The sequence below is a fragment of the Oerskovia rustica genome, from assembly GCF_014836555.1.
Classification (GTDB): Bacteria; Actinomycetota; Actinomycetes; order Actinomycetales; family Cellulomonadaceae; genus Oerskovia; species Oerskovia rustica.
In genome coordinates this window covers 24,912-43,595 of the sequence record NZ_JACSQQ010000005.1, presented here as the reverse complement: position 1 = coordinate 43,595, position 18,684 = coordinate 24,912, and the positions used below count along the sequence as shown (strand labels likewise).

Annotated in this window: 24 protein-coding genes and 1 tRNA gene; 22 read left to right on the top strand and 3 right to left on the bottom strand. The window is 71.1% G+C overall.

Annotation, left to right across the window (positions count from 1 at the left end; genetic code table 11):
• Positions 1-11 precede the first annotated feature (11 nt).
• From H9652_RS04125 to H9652_RS04025, 21 genes are all read left to right on the top strand, one after another.
• A complete protein-coding gene (locus tag H9652_RS04125) occupies positions 12-302 on the top strand; it encodes a hypothetical protein (protein ID WP_191795003.1) in 291 nt (96 codons plus the stop codon).
• 14 nt (positions 303-316) lie between these two features.
• Positions 317-907: a hypothetical protein gene (locus H9652_RS04120; protein WP_191795002.1), complete on the top strand. Its 591-nt coding sequence runs from the start codon at positions 317-319 to the stop codon at positions 905-907.
• A complete protein-coding gene (locus H9652_RS04115; protein WP_191795001.1) occupies positions 904-1,305 on the top strand; it encodes a DUF6093 family protein in 402 nt (133 codons plus the stop codon). The genes H9652_RS04120 and H9652_RS04115 overlap by 4 nt, the downstream gene beginning before the upstream one ends.
• A 20-nt stretch (positions 1,306-1,325) precedes the next feature.
• The gene (locus H9652_RS04110; protein WP_191795000.1) at positions 1,326-1,691 is read left to right on the top strand and encodes a hypothetical protein; all 366 of its coding nucleotides are present in this window, start codon (positions 1,326-1,328) and stop codon (positions 1,689-1,691) included.
• Positions 1,688-2,101, top strand: coding sequence for a hypothetical protein (locus H9652_RS04105; RefSeq protein WP_191794999.1), 414 nt, complete (start codon positions 1,688-1,690; stop codon positions 2,099-2,101). Before H9652_RS04110 ends, H9652_RS04105 begins: the two co-directional genes overlap by 4 nt.
• Before the next feature lie 64 nt (positions 2,102-2,165).
• Positions 2,166-2,348 carry a hypothetical protein gene (locus H9652_RS04100; protein WP_191794998.1) on the top strand — a complete coding sequence of 61 codons (183 nt, stop codon included), beginning with the start codon at positions 2,166-2,168 and terminating at the stop codon, positions 2,346-2,348.
• 6 nt (positions 2,349-2,354) lie between these two features.
• Positions 2,355-2,864: a phage tail tube protein gene (locus H9652_RS04095; RefSeq protein WP_191794997.1), complete on the top strand. Its 510-nt coding sequence runs from the start codon at positions 2,355-2,357 to the stop codon at positions 2,862-2,864.
• A 91-nt stretch (positions 2,865-2,955) separates the two neighbouring features.
• Positions 2,956-3,720, top strand: coding sequence for a hypothetical protein (locus H9652_RS04090; protein WP_191794996.1), 765 nt, complete (start codon positions 2,956-2,958; stop codon positions 3,718-3,720).
• A gap of 170 nt (positions 3,721-3,890) precedes the next feature.
• Complete coding sequence (locus tag H9652_RS04085) at positions 3,891-4,130, top strand: hypothetical protein (RefSeq protein ID WP_191794995.1); 240 nt, start codon at positions 3,891-3,893, stop codon at positions 4,128-4,130.
• Between the two features lie 38 nt (positions 4,131-4,168).
• Positions 4,169-7,069, top strand: a complete 2,901-nt coding sequence (locus H9652_RS04080) for a phage tail tape measure protein (RefSeq protein WP_191794994.1) — start codon at positions 4,169-4,171, stop codon at positions 7,067-7,069.
• The gene (locus H9652_RS04075) at positions 7,069-8,532 is read left to right on the top strand and encodes a hypothetical protein (protein ID WP_191794993.1); all 1,464 of its coding nucleotides are present in this window, start codon (positions 7,069-7,071) and stop codon (positions 8,530-8,532) included. The genes H9652_RS04080 and H9652_RS04075 overlap by 1 nt, the downstream gene beginning before the upstream one ends.
• On the top strand, positions 8,532-9,707 hold the full coding sequence (locus tag H9652_RS04070) for a hypothetical protein (protein ID WP_191794992.1): 1,176 nt from the start codon (positions 8,532-8,534) through the stop codon (positions 9,705-9,707). The genes H9652_RS04075 and H9652_RS04070 overlap by 1 nt, the downstream gene beginning before the upstream one ends.
• Entirely contained in the window at positions 9,700-10,605 is a 906-nt protein-coding gene (locus H9652_RS04065) for a hypothetical protein (RefSeq protein WP_191794991.1), read from the top strand. The genes H9652_RS04070 and H9652_RS04065 overlap by 8 nt, the downstream gene beginning before the upstream one ends.
• A gap of 2 nt (positions 10,606-10,607) precedes the next feature.
• Positions 10,608-11,231, top strand: coding sequence for a hypothetical protein (locus H9652_RS04060; protein ID WP_191794990.1), 624 nt, complete (start codon positions 10,608-10,610; stop codon positions 11,229-11,231).
• Positions 11,225-11,548: a hypothetical protein gene (locus H9652_RS04055; protein ID WP_191794989.1), complete on the top strand. Its 324-nt coding sequence runs from the start codon at positions 11,225-11,227 to the stop codon at positions 11,546-11,548. Before H9652_RS04060 ends, H9652_RS04055 begins: the two co-directional genes overlap by 7 nt.
• Positions 11,549-11,611: 63 nt before the next feature.
• Positions 11,612-12,481, top strand: a complete 870-nt coding sequence (locus H9652_RS04050; RefSeq protein ID WP_191794988.1) for a M15 family metallopeptidase — start codon at positions 11,612-11,614, stop codon at positions 12,479-12,481.
• Between the two features lie 17 nt (positions 12,482-12,498).
• Entirely contained in the window at positions 12,499-13,143 is a 645-nt protein-coding gene (locus H9652_RS19600; protein WP_225227706.1) for a hypothetical protein, read from the top strand.
• Between the two features lie 123 nt (positions 13,144-13,266).
• The gene (locus H9652_RS04040) at positions 13,267-13,722 is read left to right on the top strand and encodes a GNAT family N-acetyltransferase (protein WP_191794987.1); all 456 of its coding nucleotides are present in this window, start codon (positions 13,267-13,269) and stop codon (positions 13,720-13,722) included.
• A gap of 393 nt (positions 13,723-14,115) precedes the next feature.
• Complete coding sequence (locus H9652_RS04035; RefSeq protein ID WP_191794986.1) at positions 14,116-14,373, top strand: hypothetical protein; 258 nt, start codon at positions 14,116-14,118, stop codon at positions 14,371-14,373.
• Positions 14,373-14,627, top strand: a complete 255-nt coding sequence (locus H9652_RS04030; RefSeq protein ID WP_191794985.1) for a hypothetical protein — start codon at positions 14,373-14,375, stop codon at positions 14,625-14,627. Before H9652_RS04035 ends, H9652_RS04030 begins: the two co-directional genes overlap by 1 nt.
• 493 nt (positions 14,628-15,120) lie before the next feature.
• Positions 15,121-15,285: a hypothetical protein gene (locus H9652_RS04025; RefSeq protein ID WP_191794984.1), complete on the top strand. Its 165-nt coding sequence runs from the start codon at positions 15,121-15,123 to the stop codon at positions 15,283-15,285.
• Between the two features lie 88 nt (positions 15,286-15,373).
• Here the strand turns inward: H9652_RS04025 and H9652_RS04020 are convergent.
• The 3 genes from H9652_RS04020 to H9652_RS04010 form a co-directional block, all read right to left on the bottom strand.
• A tRNA-Ala gene (locus tag H9652_RS04020) sits at positions 15,374-15,449 on the bottom strand.
• Positions 15,450-15,556: 107 nt separating this feature from the next.
• Positions 15,557-16,990, bottom strand: a complete 1,434-nt coding sequence (locus H9652_RS04015; RefSeq protein WP_191794983.1) for a hypothetical protein — start codon at positions 16,988-16,990, stop codon at positions 15,557-15,559.
• An 81-nt stretch (positions 16,991-17,071) separates the two neighbouring features.
• Complete coding sequence (locus tag H9652_RS04010) at positions 17,072-17,737, bottom strand: GNAT family N-acetyltransferase (protein WP_225227705.1); 666 nt, start codon at positions 17,735-17,737, stop codon at positions 17,072-17,074.
• A gap of 262 nt (positions 17,738-17,999) precedes the next feature.
• Between H9652_RS04010 and H9652_RS04005 the strand changes: the two genes are divergently transcribed.
• Positions 18,000-18,638 carry a 5-formyltetrahydrofolate cyclo-ligase gene (locus H9652_RS04005; RefSeq protein ID WP_191794982.1) on the top strand — a complete coding sequence of 213 codons (639 nt, stop codon included), beginning with the start codon at positions 18,000-18,002 and terminating at the stop codon, positions 18,636-18,638.
• Positions 18,639-18,684: the final 46 nt, after the last annotated feature.

Below are 18,684 nucleotides of genomic sequence, written 5' to 3'. Positions count from 1 at the left end.
GGTCGAACATCATGCCGCTCTACAAGGCACGCCAGGGCAAGGACGAGAAGGGGGGCGTCATCTACGGCGCCCCCTTCGCCTACGAGCCGAAGAACCCCGACGGCCCCGCCGCAGAGAACGCGGCGGCCAAGGTCGAGGCAGGGCTGTGGGTCGAGGTCGAGCCCGCCGAGAAGCCGCTCGAGAAGCGCACGGCGGGTGACCTCAAGGCCTACGCCACCGAACGCGACATCGACCTCGGCGAAGCCAAGACCAAGGTCGAGATCCTGGCCGCGATCCTCGCGGCCGAGCCCAAGCAGGACTGACAAGGGAGGCCACCGTGGCACTAGCACCGCTCGCGACGGTGGCCGACCTGTCGGCCCTCGGGATCGACACCACGAACACCGCGCTCGTGGACTCGCTGCTGACCTCCGTGTCGGCAGCGGTCCGCGACGCGGCGGGCGTCCCGATCAGCCGCACCGTCTCGACCGTCACCATGTGGACCGAGGCGTCGCGGCGTATCGAGCTCCCTGTACGTCCCGTCCACTCCGTCACAGACGTCACCCTCGACGGCGAGCCTGTCACGGACTATGTCTTGCGCGGCTCGTCGCTGTGGCGCACCTGCCTGTGGCAGGCGCACAACGCCATCCCGGGCGAGCTCACGCTCACCTTCGACCACGGCCTCGACAAGGTCCCCGCCGACATCGTCAAGATGGTCTGCACGTTCGTCGCTGCCGGGCTCAACGAGGTCCAGGAAGGCATCGGCGAAGGCCGCGGCATGTCCTCGGAACGCATCGACGACTACCAGGCATCGTTCACACGCGGCGACGACGAGCTCGTCGACAAGACCGAACTGCCCGAGCGCACCCGCCGCCGACTGCGGCAACGCTTCGGTGGCGCCAGCGCCACGGTCCTCGGGACGACGCGATGAGCGTCGAGAGCGCCCTCCGCCGAGGCCGCCGCGCCTTCCTCGCCCGCATGCGCGGCACGTGCACCGTCACCCGCCCGGGCGCCCCGGTCACGGATGACGACGGCGTGGTCACGACCCCGCAGCCCGTCATCTTCGAGGGGCCGTGCTACCTGCGCTACCCGGGCCTGGCGTTCGAGAACGAACACGATTCCCAGGGCGTGACGATCGTGCAGTCGCGGGTCGTGGCCAGGCTCCCGTTCGGGACGATCTTCCGTCCGGGCGACCTGATCACGATCGAGTCCGACCCGGACAACCCGCAGATGGTCGGCACGGTCCTGCGCGTGGCGTCGATCGACGACCAGTCGCAGGCCACGGCACAGCGCCTGCTCTGCGAGGACAACCAGGCGGGGGTGACGTAGTGGCTGCGATCGAACTCGACATGCACGAACTCACCGCTCTCGGCGACGAGCTCTCACGACTCCCAGCGCAGTCCCTGGCGAAGGTCCGGCCGATCTTCCAGAAGGGCGCGCTGAACATCAAGACGCAGCTGCAGTCGGAGGCGTCCGGCTCGCGGCACTTCGGCAAGATCTCACCGACGGTCTCCTACGACACGAAGGAGACGCAGTCCTCGATCGAGGCGGAGATCGGTCCGGACCGCGACAAGGGCGGGGCGGCCGGCCTGGCTGGCGCGTACTTCGGCTGGTCCCGGGGCGGCGGCACGCTTCCGGATCCGGTCCTCGCGCTCGAGGCGGAGGTCCCGAACGTCGAGAAGTTCCTCGGCGGGCTACTCGGGGAGTCGCTGTGATCCCGGTCGACATGCGGGCGCACATCGACGGCGTTCGCGCCCTGCTCGTCCCCGCGGGCTACCCGGTGCACTTCATCGAGGTCCCGGCCGCCGCGACGTACCCCTACGTGCTGCTGTGGTCGTCGTCCGGGCGCATGGAGTCCGAGGCCCTGTGTGACGAGCTCGAGGATCTCAACGACATCCTCGGCGTGACCGCGGTCGGCCTCGCGGCTGATGCGGTGCTCTCGGCGCAGCGGAAGATCCGGCCGCTGCTCAGCGACGCGTCCCCCGTGGTCCCCGGCCGGTCGGTCTCGCTGCGCTACTTCGACTCGCAGACGGTGCAGGTCGACCGTGACGTAACGCTGCCGACGCCGAACCTGCACCCGAAGTTCGGCGTGGACCTGTACCGGATCCGGTCAGTCCCGGCCTAGCCCAACCCCACCCCAACCCCCGTCGACCGGCGTGGGGCCCGTCGTCATGCCTAGGAGGCACGTCATGGCGCTCATCGACGCCTACCGCAAGGACACCGGCCAGAAGGTCCGGGTGCCCTCCCACTGGATCGGCCACCCGGTCCTCGGGAAGCCGTTCTCCAAGACTCCCCGCCAGAAGGCGGAGGACCAGGCCGCCCAGGCGGCACCATCTACCCCGGCCACCGGGGACACCACGAAGGGAAAGTGATCCCCTGTGCCGAAGACTCTCGCTGACGCACGCACGCGTCTCGTCGCCCTGACGACGAAGCCCGCGAACCCCGCAGCCCCCACGGTCACCGAGCTCACCGCCGGCATCGACCTGTCCTGCCGGATCCTCAAGTCCGACTACCGGCTCAGCCCGGTCGCGTCGGACACGGTCCCGGACACCGAGCTCTGCTCCGAGGGCAACGCCGTCACGTTCGGCGCCTCGAACTACGAGGGCAGCGTGACGCCGTTCCGCTACCTCACCGAGGCCGGCAAGGCTGACGCCACCAACGACGTCGCCTGGGACGCGCTCAAGGAGAAGGGCACCGAGCTCTGGCTCTACGAGCGCGAGGGGCCGAAGTACGACGCGGCATGGGCCGCTGCGGACGAGGTCGACGGGTACGAGGTCGTGACCGACAACCCGCAGAAGCCGTCCGACCGGGCCGGGTTCATCAAGCGCGTCGTGCCCCTGGGCGTGCAGCGCGCATGGCTCGGCTCCGCCGTAGCCGCCGGGGCCTGACCAAGACCCCTGCCGGCCCGCTCTTCCACGGGTCCGGGCCGGCAGGCACCCCTCTCGCAAGACCCGTGGACAGCTGACCCGTGGAGGCGTCATGAGCATCAACATCGAGCAGGTCGACATCGAAGTCGAGGACTGGATCGACGGCGTGAGCTTCACGCAGGTGAAGGTCGAGATCCACCGCAACCCGGCCCTGTACGCGGACATCATGCCGCTGTACGAGGAGATCGCCGCAGCCGAGGCGGACCTCGCACGACTGACCGCCCGCGCGACGAGCGCCGAGCGCGCCTCTGACGAGTCGAGCCTCGGTGAAGAGTCCGCCGCGCCAGCCCCGGCCGACGGCGAGGAGTCCCTCGGGGAGCCCACCGCCGAGTCGGAGTCCGTCACGAGCGCGCGCGTCCACCTCGAGGCCCTGTACGCCCGGGCCGAGGACCTGTACGCCCGCTACGACGCCGACAAGGAGACGTGGACGCTGCGGGCCCTGGAGCCCGCCGAGATCCGCGCCGTCACCGCCGACCTCGACGTCCCCGACGAGCCGACGAAGCCCGCGAAGGGCGCGAACCCCACGACCCTCACCCGGTACCGGAAGCGGTACGACGCGTGGCTCAAGGCCATGGCCGAGTTCACGGCCGAGTCGAAGTGCCGGATCCTGCAGGCCGCGGTGGTGCAGGTCGACGTCGCCGGGACCGTGAAGCCTGCCCCGTCCCTTGAGGGCATCCGTCGCGTGGCACTGCGCCCCGGTGGGAAGAAGCACTTCAACGAGCTCGTCCTCGCGCTCGAGGCCATCACCATGCAGGACGTGGTGATCCCGGCCCCAAAATCGCTGAGGCCCTCGAACGACGACCAGGTGTCGTCCTAGCGCTGCGGGCCGCGCGCTCATGGAAGGTCCGCCCCACCGAGTACCTGGGCCTGTCGCCTGCGGGCGATCCGTGGTCGACACGCGACCGCGGGCTGACCGAGGGGCTTCTGCTGCATGAGGACTCCCTGAACCGGTTCGGGATCCCCCGGCGCATCGCGACCGACGACGACATGGACGGCTGGTTCGAGGTCGACGACGAGGTTGTCGACCACGCCGAGGCGGCGTTCCAGCGCTGGCAGCGGGACACGAAACACCCCGAGCCCGGCGTCGTCCCGCGCGTCATCAACACCATGGCCCACGGCGACGCCCCGCGCCCGCGCGCACGCCCCGCGCGCGGACCCCTCGCGGACCACACCCTCGGCGACCAGCCCGACAAGTCACGGCTCGTCGAAGGCGCCCTCGGCGACTGAACACCCCAACCGCAGAGTGCTGACACCGGGAGGTATCCGTGGCCGACCGGTCCGTCGTGGTGCGCCTACGCGCCGACATCTCCGACTTCCAGCGCAAGATGGGCGAAGCCGCGAAGGGCACGAAGGACGCCGCCACTGGTGCCCTCGCGTTCGTCGACAAGAACGCCCAGTCGATCAACACGCTCTCCAACGGGCTCGGCCTCGTCGGCGCCGGCATGACCGGTGTCGCGGCGATCGCAGTCGCGAAGTTCGCCGACTTCGACCAGGCCATCTCGAACGTGAAGGCCGCCACGGGTGAGTCGACTGCGAACATGGCGCTCTTGCGCCAGGCCGCGCTGGACTTCGGCGCGTCGACGGTCTACTCGGCGACCGAGGCTGCGGGCGCGATCGAGAACCTCGCGAAGGCTGGCGTCTCGACGAAGGCGATCCTCGGCGGCGGGCTCAAGGGCGCACTCGACCTTGCGGCCGCGGGACAGCTCGACGTCGCCGACGCGGCGGAGTTCGCCGCCTCGGCCATGACCCAGTTCAACCTCGAAGGCGCGGACGTCCCGCACATCGCAGACCTGCTCGCCGCTGGTGCTGGCAAGGCCCAGGGCGAGGTGTCAGACCTCGGTCAGGCGCTGAACCAGGCTGGGCTCGTCGCAGCCCAGACGGGCCTGTCGATCGAGGAGACGACGGGCACGCTCGCGGCTTTCGCGTCCGCTGGCCTCCTGGGGTCCGACGCGGGCACGAGCTTCAAGACCATGCTCCAGCGCCTCTCGGCCCCGGTGGGCGAGGCTGCGGGCCTCATGGAAGAGCTCGAGATCTCCGCCTACGACGCGAACGGCCAGTTCGTCGGCATGACCGACCTAGCGGGCCAGCTGACGGCGGCGATGGGCGACATGACGCCTGCCGCGCGCAACGCTGCGATGGCGACGATCTTCGGGTCCGACGCTGTGCGCGCGGCCGCGGTCGTGTACGAGAACGGCGCTGCCGGGATCGAGTCATGGATCGGCCAAGTTGACGACAGCGGGTACGCGGCCGAGCAGGCGGCGATGCGCCTCGACAACCTCAAGGGCGACTGGGAGGCATTCACCGGCGCTCTCGACACGGCGCTCATCGGCATGGGCGAGGGCGCGAACGGCCCCCTGCGTGCACTGGTTCAGGAGGCGACCGGAGTCGTCGAGGCGTTCGGCAAGATGCCCACTGGTGTCCAGCAGGCCACGCTCGCGATCGTCGGCGGCGGCGGCCTCGTGCTGCTCGGCGTCGCCGGGATGGGCAAGCTCGCCGTCGCAACCGCCGAGTCCATCTCCGCCATGAAGGACCTGGGCATCATCTCCGACACCACGGGGTCCAAGGTCGGGGGCGTTGCCGGCAAGGTCGGAAAGTGGGCCGCCGGCATCGGCCTCGTCACGGCCGGGCTCGTTGCTCTGGACGCGGCCACGAACCAGGCCGACATGGGGTCCGAGGAACTCGGGTCCAAGCTCGACAAGCTGAGCAGCAGCAAGGACGTCGTCGGCGACCTCTTCGGCGACCTGGTCCCCAAGGACTCCGACCTCAAGCGCGGCGAGGCATTCGCAGGCTTCCTCGACGACATGGCGAACCCGGGCACATGGGATCGCATCGGCAGCAATGCTGGCGACTTCGGCGTGTCGATCACCCGTGTCTTCGGAGACGACACGGCGAAGTGGTCCGAGCTCAAGGACCGTCTCGGCGCGGTCGGGACGCAGCTCTCGACGCTCGCGACGTCGGACCTGCCAGCCGCGTCGGAGGCATTCACCGCTCTCTACGAAGAGGCGGGCGGCACGCAAGAGGCTGGGGAGAACCTCCTCAAGACCATGCCCGGCCTGCGCGACGCACTGATCGGCATCGCGGACGGCGCGGGCCTCGCTACGGACGACGCGACGTTGCTCAAGATCATCCTGGGCGACATCACGCCAGTGACCGAGGACGCTGCAGGCGCTCAGGACGAGCTCGAGGGCTCGACCTCCGGCGCCAACGTCGAGATCAAGACGCAGGCCGAGCTCCTGACGGAGGTCGCCGAGGCGCACACGACGCTGATGAACATCGTCCTCGGAGAACGTGACGCGCAGCGCGGGTTCGAGGAAGCGCTCGACGCAGCGTCGGAGGCGCTGGAGAAGAACGGCGCGACGCTCGACATCACGACCGAGAAGGGCCGCGCGAACCAGGCGGCACTCGACGCGATCGCGTCCTCGGGCGTGAAGCTCGTCGAGCAGATGGCCGTCAACGGCCGCTCCCAGGAGGAGATCCAGGGCGCGGTCCAGCGATCGCGGGACGAGTTCCTGCGCATGGCCGGAGCCATGGGCATGAGCGCGGGCGACGCAGAGGCTCTTGCGAACAAGCTCGGCCTGATCCCGGGCGACTACACGGCCGAGGTGATCGCCAACACCACGCAGGCCGACACGGCGGTGCAGACCCTATTCCGGAAGCTCGACAACAAGCGGTTCACGGTCTACGTCGACGCCGTCACAACCGGTGGTGGGGGCGCTCGGCCTGCGCTCGCGCAGGCTAATGGCGGGGTTGTGGACTACTTCGCCGATGGTGCGGAGAACCATGTCGCGCAGATCGCTTCTGCGGGGTCGTGGCGTGTCTGGGCTGAGCCCGAGACGGGCGGCGAGGCGTACATCCCACTCGCCTCCTCCAAGCGCGGCCGGTCGACATCGATCCTCGAGAACGTGGCAGACCGGTTCGGGTACAGCCTGGCGCCGAAGTTCGCAGACGGTGGACTCGACAACGCTTCCCGGTTTGCCTACACCCCACCCGCAAACCCTGCCCCGGCCACGGCCCGGTCGTTCGACCCGACGGGTCTGCAGTTGGTGGGGACTCTCGACCTCGGCAACGGGTTGGAGGGGCGGATGGAAGCGGTGGCAGTGGGTGTCGTCGATGCGCGTGACCGGTCGTCATCTGGTTCTCGGTCAACTCGCGGGAGGGAGTGGTGATGCGCACGAACCTGGTCAGCAACCCCTCTTTCGAGCTCGGCACGGATGGGTGGTCAAGCAACTCGGGCGTCGCGAGCCTAGGTCGCGCGTCGTCTACGGACGGTCCGGGCACGGGGCGTGCGGTCATCGTAGGGACGACGCCCGCCGGGTCGTCTGCCTACGTGCTGGCGACGGACAGTTCGGTGACGGCTGGGCAGTGGGTTGCGGCCGCGGTGAGGGTGCGGCGTTCGGCGTCGGCCGGTCTGTATGTGTCGCTCACTGTGCAGATGCGCTCCGGGTCCACGATTGTGGCGACGAGCCCTCACGATTGGGCGCCTGCGACCTCGCTGCCGCTGACCGACCCCGCGTCGGTCAAGAGCGCCGCGTTCCAGGTGCCAGCGGGCGCGACGTCGGTGCGCCCGATCGTCTGGTACGGCGGATCGGCCGTGGGTGGGTCGGCACCGGATGGTTTCGTGTCGCACCTGGACGCGGTCATCATGGCGATCGGCGAGAGCGAGGCCGCGGCGAGGGCAGCCTTGGAGCCCTACTTCGACGGGTCGACGCCGTCCACACCTGAGTTGACGTACTCGTGGACGGGCGCGCCGCACGCCTCGGCGTCTACCGAGGGCCCGACTCCGGGTCTACGGGTGGAGCGTCTGCCCGACGCTGGTGCCCCTCAGGCTGGCATCACGGTGACCGGGCTCGCGCCGTCATCTGAGTCGGTGATCAGCGTCCAGGTGTCGTGGGATGGCGGCCGATCCTGGCACGGGGTCCGTGGCGCCGAGCATGTCGGCGTCACCGGCGGGGACTTCTTCCGCGACCACGTCCCGCCGCTCAACGTCCCGGCAAGGTACAGGCTCGTCGTGCACAAGGGGCCTGTGACGCCCTTGCGCCTTGAGGACACGATCACGATCGAGTCCGACTCGGTGTGGATTCAGGACCCCCTCAGCCCCAGGGGTGCAGTCGAGGTCGAGTGCGTGCGAACTGGTGCGGGGCTGATGCTCATGACCGGCACAGCGTCGCGCATCGTACGGCGCCAGGTCATCGACATCACGAGCATCGAGGGTTCTCGCTACCCAGTCGCGTCCGTCGGGATCCGGCAGGCCCCATCCGGCGTCCCCCTCACGCTGCGTGCGGTTGTCGCGTCCCAGGGCGCGCTCATCGCTTCGATGCGGGACCTGCTCGACGTTGCAGGCCAGTTCGTGATCCGCGGCCTACCGCTCGACATTCCCCTCGACCCTGTCGCGCACGTGGTCGCGGGCGATGTCGAAGAGGTCCCCGTCGTCGGTGGGCTCCTCGGATTCCGCAACGACTGGGAGCTCTCGGTCACGCAGGTTCGACCGACGTCGATGCGGATCGTCATCCCGTGGTGGACCTACGACCAGGTCCGGGCCCTGTGGTCACCACGCACCTACGACCAGGTCGAGGCCGCCCGGCCTGGCACCACCTATCTCGACTGGTCCCGTGACCCGGAGGTCCCCTGATGCGCATCGATTCCCCCGAGCTGGACGCGGAGATCGCCGGCACGACGCAGGGAGACCGGCTCGAGGTCCACGCCTTTCGCGACGGGCAGGTCGTCGCGAAGGACCTGCAGGCAGGGTCGTGGTCGCTGGGGTGGGACGCGGACCGTCAGGTCCAGGGGCAGGCCACGATCACGGTGGGGGACCCGGACGGGTCGCGGGCACCGTGGGGGCTGTCGGACCCGCTCGGGCCCGGCGGCTCGCGTCTGCAAGTCACGTGGGTCTCCGGTCTGTCGGGGGCGCGGGTGCCGCTGGGGTGGTGGCGGATCCGTCACCCGGACCCGCAGGAGACGTGGCTGACGTACAACCTCGCCGACGGGCGGGCGGTCCGGGTCGCCGGCGGCGGTTCGGTGACGATTCAGGCCGACGAGCAGACCGCGACCGTGGTCATGTCCCGGCTCGACGCGGAGGTCGTCACCGAGGCGACCTGCGTGGCGGAAGTGCGGCGCCTGCTGCGCGACATCTGCCCCGTGACCGTGCGCCCTGAGGTGGTCGATGGCCCGGTGCCCGGCTCGCTGGTGTACGGCGAGTCCCGCATGGACGCGGTCGAGGATCTGCTGTCCGCGATCGGCGCCGTGTACCGGATGGCTCCGGACGGTGCACTGGAGATCGTGCCCGCCGCCGGGGTGGGCCCGGTGTGGACGCTGGCTGGCGGAGAGGACGGCGTCCTAGTGAACTTGGCGCGGTCCCTGTCCGACGAGGGCGTGTACAACGCCGCGGTCAGCAGCGGGCAGACCCCGGACGGGCGCCCCTTGGTGGGGCGCGCGTACATCCGCTCCGGTCCTCTGGCGTGGGGTGGCCCGTTCGGCAAGGTACCGCTCTTCCACCGCTCGATCGCGACCACGCAGGCCGGGGTCGACGCGGACGCCGAGACCCTCCTGGCGAACCGGGTCGCGTCCGGCGAGGTCGACCTGACCGTGACCTGCCTGACCCACCCCGGCCTGCAGATCCAGGACCGGGTGATCGTGATCGCCGCCACCACTGCCGGCGAGCTGCCGCTGGAGGGAAGGGTGGTCGGGATGCGCATGACCTCGGCCACGTCCGATGCAGGGACGACCCCGTCGAAGAAGATGACCCTGACGGTGCGGGTCTCAGCGCAGGCTCTGGAGGCTGTCGCGGCCCGGGTGCGCCGTGGGTGAGGCATCCGTCGTCCGTCTGCGCGCAGGAGTCGTGGTCGCGGTCGGCGTGGGCTTCGCCGTGAACGTCGACGGAGCCCAGCCCCCGGTGACCTGGCCCGCCGGGTTCATCCCGACGGCCGGGGACGCGGTGCGGGTGCTTCTGGTCGACGGTGAGGCATCGGTCCTGGGCCCCGTCATCCGTGACGGGCTACGCCCCCTGACGGGTACGGTGACCGGCGCCGCGACCTCAGGCACGGTCTCGGTCGACACGGCAGCCGGGGTGCTGGCATGCCGATACGTCGGCACCGCCCCCTCGATCGGGGCGCTGGTGCGCCTGGACTGGCAGTCGACCTCGCCTTGGATCTGGCCCTCGACTGCCGCAACAGTCCCGGCCCCGGACCCAGGCGGAGGGGGCTCCTCTCCCCAGCCGCCGCCAGTCTCCGCGTCCGGCACTCTCACCGTGACCGCGATCGACTCCGGCTCCTGGCAGGTCGGCGGGTCCTGGGCATACATGGGCACCGACGTCGTCCAGTGGCGCTACGGGTCCGCCCGCGAGAACAGGGGCGCCTGGTTCTACGGGGCCGCGGCCTCCCAACTCGCCGGGGCCACGATCACCGGCGCCCGCATCCGGCTCGGCGCCCGCCTGCGCATCGGGTCCTACAACGCCGCCCAGACCCTGCACCTGCACCGGCACACCAACGCCTCCCGCCCCGGCGGCGACGTCACTCGCGTTGCCGGGCCATACGACCTCGCCCTCGCCCCGAACATCGGCCCCCAGTGGGTCGACATCCCCACCGCGTGGGGGCAGGACCTCATTTCCGGAGGCGGCATCGCCGTCGTCGGCTCTCCCTACGTCGGCATCGCTGGTGTCGGCTCCGACCCTGCCTCCGGGCAGCTACAGCTCGACTGGAGGCGCTGAGCATGGCGACCACCCCCACCGGCCTGATCGTCCCCGCGGGCACCGACGTCTTCGACCCGGACGGCGACCTGCGCACCCTCGCTGGGTCGCTCGACGGGCGCCTGATCGTGCCCGTAGCGAACACCACCGCGCGTGACGCCCTCGCGGCCGCATTCACCCCCAGCACCGCGAAGCCGCTCCTGGTGTACCGCTCGGACGCTGGCACGCTCGAGTGCAGCGTCGGCGGCAGCGGCACCACGGCCTGGACCAAGCTCGCCGGACCCCGGCAGTACGCCGCCGCAGGCCAGACCGACTTCGCCACCACCGCGATCGACTCACCCACCGCGGTCCGAACCCTGGCCTCGGTGGCCTTCACGATGGCCACCACCGGAACCCTGCGCGTCGACCTCGACATGACGCTGCGCTCGGACGGACAAGCCCAGGCCTGGGTGGACATCTACGTCGGCAGCACGAAGTTGGACAGCAGGTTCGTGGACACGAACACGCTGACAGTCGGCGCAGCGGACATTCACGGCGACTACACCGTCGCCGCTGGCTCCCACGCCCTGACCGTGCGCGCCGCCAAGGCATCCGCCGCCGGCACCAGCCTCCGATTCAACTCCGGGAAGGTCCGGCTCTCATGGTGAACGCCCCCGACCACCAGCAGGCCGAGTCCGTCCCGGTCACCCTCGCCCGACTCGAGGGCAAGCTCGACGCGACGATCGCCGCAGCGACCGCCCGCACCGATGAGCACGGGCGCCGACTCGACGTCGTCGACACCCGCCTCAACGCCCACTCCGCAGCGATCTCCGCGACCGAGAAGGCCGTCGCCGCGATCCCGCCGCCCGCGCCCCGCACGTCCTGGGTCGCGGTAGCGAGCCTGGTCGTCGCAGGCGTCGTCGGCCTCGGGTCCCTCGCAGGGGTCCTCATCACGCTCATCCAGGTCGTGCCCACCAACCCCTGACCCACACCCACCCAGGCCCCGAACGCGACCGCGTCGGGGCCTTCGTCATGCCAGGAGGCAGACGTGAGCACTGCTCTCAAGACCGCGCCCGGTCACCGGCTGCGCGCGGACGCCGCCGCCGCGTTCGACGCCGCGAACGGCGCCCGCCGGTGGGTGTTGACCGACTCCGAGCGTCCGCTCGCGACCCAGATCCGGATCTTCCTTGAGCGGTACATGCCCGCCCGCACCGGTGGCGGCCACTACGGCGACATCCGCTGGTGGAACGGCGTGCGCTACGTGCGTCGGAAGGGCTTCGCGGCCGCCGCGGTACCCGGCACCTCCAACCACGGCACCGGGACCGCGATCGACGTCACCGGCCTCGGGCATGTCGGCTCCCCGACGTGGGAGGCGTTCCGCCGCGATGTCGAGCCCCACGGGTGGCGGCACCCCGACTGGGCCAAGACCAGCAACTTCTACGAGCCCTGGCACTGGGAGTACAACCCCGCGCTCGACGCGAACCTCGTCTCTCGCCCGGGCGCCGGCACCGGTGGCTCGATCGCCACCCCGACCATCCCGGACGCGCCCGCGTCCATCTCACCCACCACACCGACCCACCAGGAGATCGACATGCCCATGCTCATCCAGTCGCCCGAGGACGGCATCTGGCTCCTCGACGGCGGCGTCCGCCACCCCATCTCCGACGAGTCCATCACCGGCCTGACCGGCAAGCTCGGCGCCCCCGCAGGCGTCACCACGCAGTTCCTGCGAGGCGTTCCCCGCGCCGGGGCGAACCAGCTCCTGCTCATCCAGGCCCCCGGCCGCGGCATCGGCCTCATCACCGGCGGCGGATTCGTCCCCGTCCAGGAGATGGACACCGTCGCCAAGCTCCAGTCCTCCGGCGTCGCGCTCCGCGAGCTCGCCGCCCCCGCCTTCGACGCGCTCGCCAGCGCCTGACCACCAGGAGACCTCGCATGACCACCACGCCCGCCCACCCGATCTCCGACCGCGCCGTGTCCTGGCTGCGCACCGTCGTCCCGGTGCTGTGGGGCTCGGTCGTCGCCGCGATCCTGCGCGCGGCAACCCCGCACCTGCCCGGCAACCTCGGCACCGCACTCGCCAGCTGGCTCAGCTCCGAGACCACGCTCGCACTCGTCACCGCCGCGGCGATCGCCGCCTGGTACGCCCTGTGGCGCTGGGCAGAACCACGCATCCCCGACTGGCTCACCCGGCTCGTCCTCGGCTCCGCGCAGACCCCCGTGTACGTCCGCGACGCGGAGATCGGCATCCTCGAGGAGTACGTGCCGCCGACGTCCGGCACCCCGCCCCCGAGCGTGGGTCGCGTCGTGCGGTACGCCTCCCGCACTGGTGACGGTGTGACGGCTCCGGCGATCGTCCTGCGCACCCGCGCGGCCACGGTGCCCGGCGTCATCGACCGCTGGGGCCCGGGTCCCGACGGCACGCTCTCCGGCACTGGCCGCCCCACCGGCCTCGTCGACAAGCTGCCCGACGACCTCACCGTCGACCTGCTCGTCCACGGCCTCGGCGGCGACTACCGCGAGTACGCCGTCCCACACGGCGACGGCCCCGGCACCTGGTCGTGGCCGCCGCGGACCTGACCCGAGCGTGACGAAGCCCCGCCATCCTTCGGGACGGCGGGGCGCGTTCGTCGTGTGGCTGGCTTGGTAGGCGGTCGGCTTGGGCACGGTGGGCGCCAGCCTCTCGCGGGTAATCTCGTGTGCATGAGTGCACGTTCGGAGATCCTTGTTCGCCCCACCACCGGCCCGTCAGAGTTCCCCCGCCTCGTCGAGATCTGGCGTAGCGCGGTGCGCGCTACGCACGACTTCCTGGCGCAGGCGGACTTCGAGCGGATCGAGGCGGCTCTGGCGTCCGACTACCTTCCCGCGGTCGAGCTCCTCGTCGCCGAGCGCGACGGTCTGGCCGTCGGGTTCGCAGGCGTCGCCGACGACGGCCTGGAGATGCTGTTCGTCGCGGACGAGGCGCGAGGCACGGGCGTGGGGTCCGCGCTGCTCGGCGAGGCCGTGGCCCGCCACGGTGTGACCCGGGTCGACGTGAACGAGCAGAACCCCGACGCGCTCGGCTTCTACCTGCACCGCGGCTTCCAGGAGGCGGGGCGCAGCCCGCTCGACTCCGACGGTCGGCCCTACCCGATCGTGCACCTGAGCCTGCCCGCCTAGTACGGGCGGAAGCCGACGCTCGTCCACGTGCGCGGCCCGCCGCTTGCGCAGTTCATCACCTACACGTGAGTTCTCGAGGAACAACTCGCCTACGACGAGACGCTCGAACGCAGCACAACATCCTGACGAGTAGGATCACGTCCACATCGGATGGACGTGCGGAAAGTCGCGTCGAGGATCTGATCCAAGCAGGAACGAACGCTGATGCCGCACCGACAGTGGACTGAGGTCCGCCACTGCCCCGACTGCAACGCCGTCGTCGACGTGCAGATGTCAACCAACACTCCGCAGGGTGCCCCGGGCGAGGAGAGCACCCAGGAGGCAACCGGTCATGACGAGGCTGGGCACACCTTCACCTAACTCGTTCGAACGTATGTTCGATAGCCTGGTCCGGTGAGCAGACCGACCGGCAACACGCCCTTCCCCGATCGCGCGAGGACGCTCCACCCGCGCCAGCACGGCATGGAAGTCACCACGCCAGAGCGCCCCATCCCAGTGCGCGCCTGGATCGTGACCGTCAAGGGCGAAGACCTCGAGATCGACGGTGACGCCATGGCCTGGACCGAGCGCGCCGTCCGTGTCCGCTACGTCGACAAGTTCGGCCACCTCGACTCCGCGTGGGTCTGGGCCAACGCGGTCACCCGCCGCTGATGACCCGCGCGCCCGAGACCCGCGACTTCTCCATGCTCGTCGTCAACATCCCCGGGGAAAGCCGACTCATCACGGCGCACTACGACCCACCGCACCGCGCCCGCGTCACCACGAACACCTACGGCCGCGGCGAACAGACCTACGAGCTCGACGTCATCGCCCGGTCCGGCTCGTGGCTGTGCATCCGGCAGTCGGCGCCCGGCTGGCCCGAGTGGCTCGCGTGGGTCCCCGTCGCGCACTGCACCCGGATCTAGGGCTCGCGCGCCGCGGCCCGTTGCTTCCACGCTGTCGAGCGTGCGATACGGCAGGCCCGGCACCTGCGCCGTGCTTGGTTGTCGGACGCGAAGCGGTACGTGTTCTCAGGCGTGTACGGATGCCCGGCCGGGCAGTGCGTCTTCTCGAGCTGCCGAGCCCCGCCCGTCGACCGCTCCGTGCGCCCTGTGCGGGCCCGGCGCCGGTAGTGCATCCTGCACACGTCCTGGCGCCCCACGCACGGCCGCTCGCACCCCTCGACGCCACACTCAGCACGCTCTGCCGGCGTCCGAAGCCGGGCCGTCTCCTCGAAATGGCCGAGCACGAGCCGTGCCCGCTCGTCGTCGAGCACCCACCGACGAGAAGACCTCTGCCAGCCCTGCGCCGCAGCCCAGGTACGCACCGTCTTCGGCGTCACCCCGGCCTGGTCCGCGAGCTCACGGATCACCCACGCCCCTGCCATAGCCGGGAGCCTAGCCGACCTACCCTGAGTGCATGATCCTGCACGCGATGACCCAGCCCATCCCCGCCGACGAACGCGCGGAGGACGGCGAGTCACGAGAGGTGAGGATCGAGGCACCCACCTACGACGACGCCTGGGTCCGACTCCACGCCGAACTGCCTGAAGGCTGGCGCGTCCTGTGGGTCCGGAGCGCGTAGGCCACTCGGCCCCCCACTTGGCCCCCTGGGCACTCTCTGCACCAGCAACGACCAAGGCCCGGAACCTGAGGGTTCCGGGCCTTGTGCCTGGTGGAGCTAGGGGGATTCGAACCCCCGACCTTCTCATTGCGAACGAGACGCGCTACCAACTGCGCCATAGCCCCAGAGCGATGCCTACATTAGCACCCGTCCCCCGGCCCCGGAAAATCCGCGCCCTGTCGGCCCTGACCGCGCGCCGACCGGCGCGGACCCTGGCCTAGGCCGGAGCCTGTCACCCGCCCGAGACGCGCCTGCGGGCCAGGATCTCGTTGAGGTCCAGGCCCAGCGTCTCGGTCTTGGGCTTCTTGTCGTCGCCCGCCGCGGGGACCGCAGGACGGCTCGACACCGGCACAGCCGGCACACCCGGCACCACCGGCGCCGCGTTCACCCCCACGACCGCCGCCTCGGGGGCGGGCCGCGGCGCGGCGGCCGGTGCGACGGGGACGGCCACCTGGACCGGCGCGACGCCGGTCTCGGAGGCCGTGGGCTTCATGGTGTACGTCGGGCGTGGCACCGGGACCGGTTCCCAGGCTCCCCCGGGCTCGCCGTCGGCCGACGGGGCCGTCGGCTCGGGGCGGGGCGTCCCCTCGGGCGCGGCGGAGCCCGAGGCGGGCACCACCTCGGCGACCTCCGCCTCGATCACGACGACGCCCGGCTCGTCACGGTCCCGGTCGTCGAACAGCTCGCCACCGCTCGCACCCGTGCGGGGTCGGACTAGGTCGGGCTCCGGTTCGACACGTGCGGTCGATCCGGTCGCGGGACGCCGGTCGCGGCTGCGCGCAGCGCCTCGTTCGAGGTCGGCGGGCGTGACGCGCGGGATCATCTGGGTGCTCGTCTGCGAGGGGCGCACGGCGTGCCCCGTGACGCGCGAAGGGTGGACGTTGCGCGGCGCGACCGGGCTGCCCTGCACGGGCCCTCGCGAGGCGCGTGCGGCCTCCCGCGCGGCCGCGCGACGGTCCGCGAGCCACACGGTGTCGGCGCGGCGTGCGGCGAGCACCGCCTGACGTCCCAGGACGAGGACCAGGACGAGCGCCGCCGTCGGGCCTGCGGCCGCGTACCAGGACACGAGCCCGAAGCCGACCGCGACCCACGCACCCGCGGTCGCGAGCAGCAGCAGGATCGTCAGCACGAGTCGCCGGCGCGCGGCCTTGGCGCGACGCTCGAGCAGGGCGATGCGTGACGGCGAGGGCGCCCGGCGTGCCGGGAACGGGTCGTCGAACCCGCCCTCGGCGCGGCGCCCGGGCGGGATGGACGGGCGAGGGTCTCCCGTGCGGACGTCGTTCTCCATGGTCTGCGGCCCCTCCTTCGACGACGGCCGGTGGCCGGTGCCACCGGCCGTGACCTGCTGGACTTCTCTCGGTGCGGCCGGGCCGGGGTCGCCGACGTCGGAGACCCGCAGCAGGATCCCGACGTCGGGCTCCGTGGCCACGGCGGGCCCCAGCAGCAACGAGCGCCCCTCGGCGCCGCCCAGGTGCCCGCGGGGCGCACGACGCTCACGCCTGCCCGACGCGACCCCCAGGACCCGCAGCGAGCCGGAGAACCGGTCCTCGACGCGCGAGTCCAGGAACTGCTGACGCTGCTTGACGCGGTGCGGCACGTAGTAGGCGAACCAGATCACGAACAGGGCAAGGACTGCCACGCCTGCCGAGCCCGTCGTCGATTCCACATGCCGACCGTAGGCGAGCCGCCAGGTGGGCTCCCGGACGCCGCACGGCGTGTCGGTCCTTTTCCCTGACGGGACCATGCACTATGGGGCGTCGCGGCGCCGCTCCTGCCAGCGGGTCAGGAGCCCGTCCGGGACCTCCTCGGTCGTGATCGCGAACGTGCGGTGGTCGCACCACTGGCCCTGGATGTGGAGGTAGCGCTCGCGCACGCCCTCGTCCCGCAGGCCCAGCTTCTCGACGACGCGCAGGCTCGGACCGTTCTCCGGGCGGATGTTGACCTCGATGCGGTGCAGCCCCAGGACCTGGAAGCAGTAGTCGACCGACATGGCGACCGCGGTGGGGATCACACCCCGGCCGGCGACGTGCTCCCCGACCCAGTACCCGATGCTTGCCGAGCACAACGACCCGTACGTGATGCCCGACACCGTGAGCTGCCCGACGAGCTCGCCGTCCAGCTCGACCGCGAACGGCAGGGTCGTGCCCGCCCGCGCCTGGGCCGACAGGATCCGCACGTACTCGCCGAAGGTCGGCGGGCCACCGCCCGTGCCGGGCCGGGGCGACGTCGCCTCCCAGCGTTCGAGCCACGAGGCGTTGCGGGCACGGAGCGTCATCCACGCGTGCCCGTCCTTGCGGCGCAACGGTCGCAGCACCACGCTGCCGTCCGTCGCGTCCTCGCGGAGCGTGACCGGCCACGGCTTCGACACGCTCCACGTCCGTGCGAGCTTGTTCGTCATAGTTCCCGTGCCCATCGATCGTCCGTCCCCGGCTGCAGAGCCCGAGACGTCGTGCCTTCGAGCACCAGGATCACCGACGCGACGCCTGGTGGACAGGGTGTATCACGACCTGACACGCCGACACCAGCAGCGGGTACGCCAGTACCGGAAGCTGACGGACGTCGCCGGCACCCCCCTTGGTCCACCCGCCGCCCGCCACGCTCCACGATCCGGGCCCTTTCCGTCCGACGACGACAGCACGGACACTTCTTGCCCGAACCTTTGCGACAATAGGCGCATGAGTGGCCCGGTTCAGCCCTATCCCCTGCATGGAAGCATCGAACCCGAGGACGCGAAGGAGATCCTCCGAAAAGCCATCCGCACTGCTCGATCCGCCCGCACCGAGCGCCGCCGCGACGAAGCGGCACTGGCGATCGCCGACGTGATCGAGACCATCCCCGAGGTCCTGTCCGCGCGCTGTGTCGCGACGTACGCCGCACGCCCCACCGAGCCGGGCACCACCGCGATGCTCGAGCGGCTCTCCGCCCGCGGCGTCCGCGTGCTCCTGCCCGTCCTGGGCGCGGGGCTCCAGCGCGACTGGGCCGAGTTCGACGGCGCGCACGACCTCCAGGTCCGCGCCCCGGGCAGGCCTCCCGAGCCGAGCGGTCCCACGCTCGGGGCGGCCGCGCTCGCCGACGCCGACGTCGTGATCGCGCCCGCACTCGCGGTCGACTCGAACGGCGTCCGCCTCGGGCAGGGCGGCGGCTGGTACGACCGGGCGCTCGAGCACGTGCGCTCCGGCACCAAGGTGATCGCCGTCGTGTTCCCCGAGGAGGTCTACGACGCGACGGACCGTCCGCTGCCCCTCGAGAAGCACGACCGGACCGTGGACGCCGTCGCGACGCCGCTCGGCTGGCGCTGGATCGGTCAGGACTGACCAGCTCCTCCACCCCTCGGACACGCACGAAGGGCCCCCCCCCGGC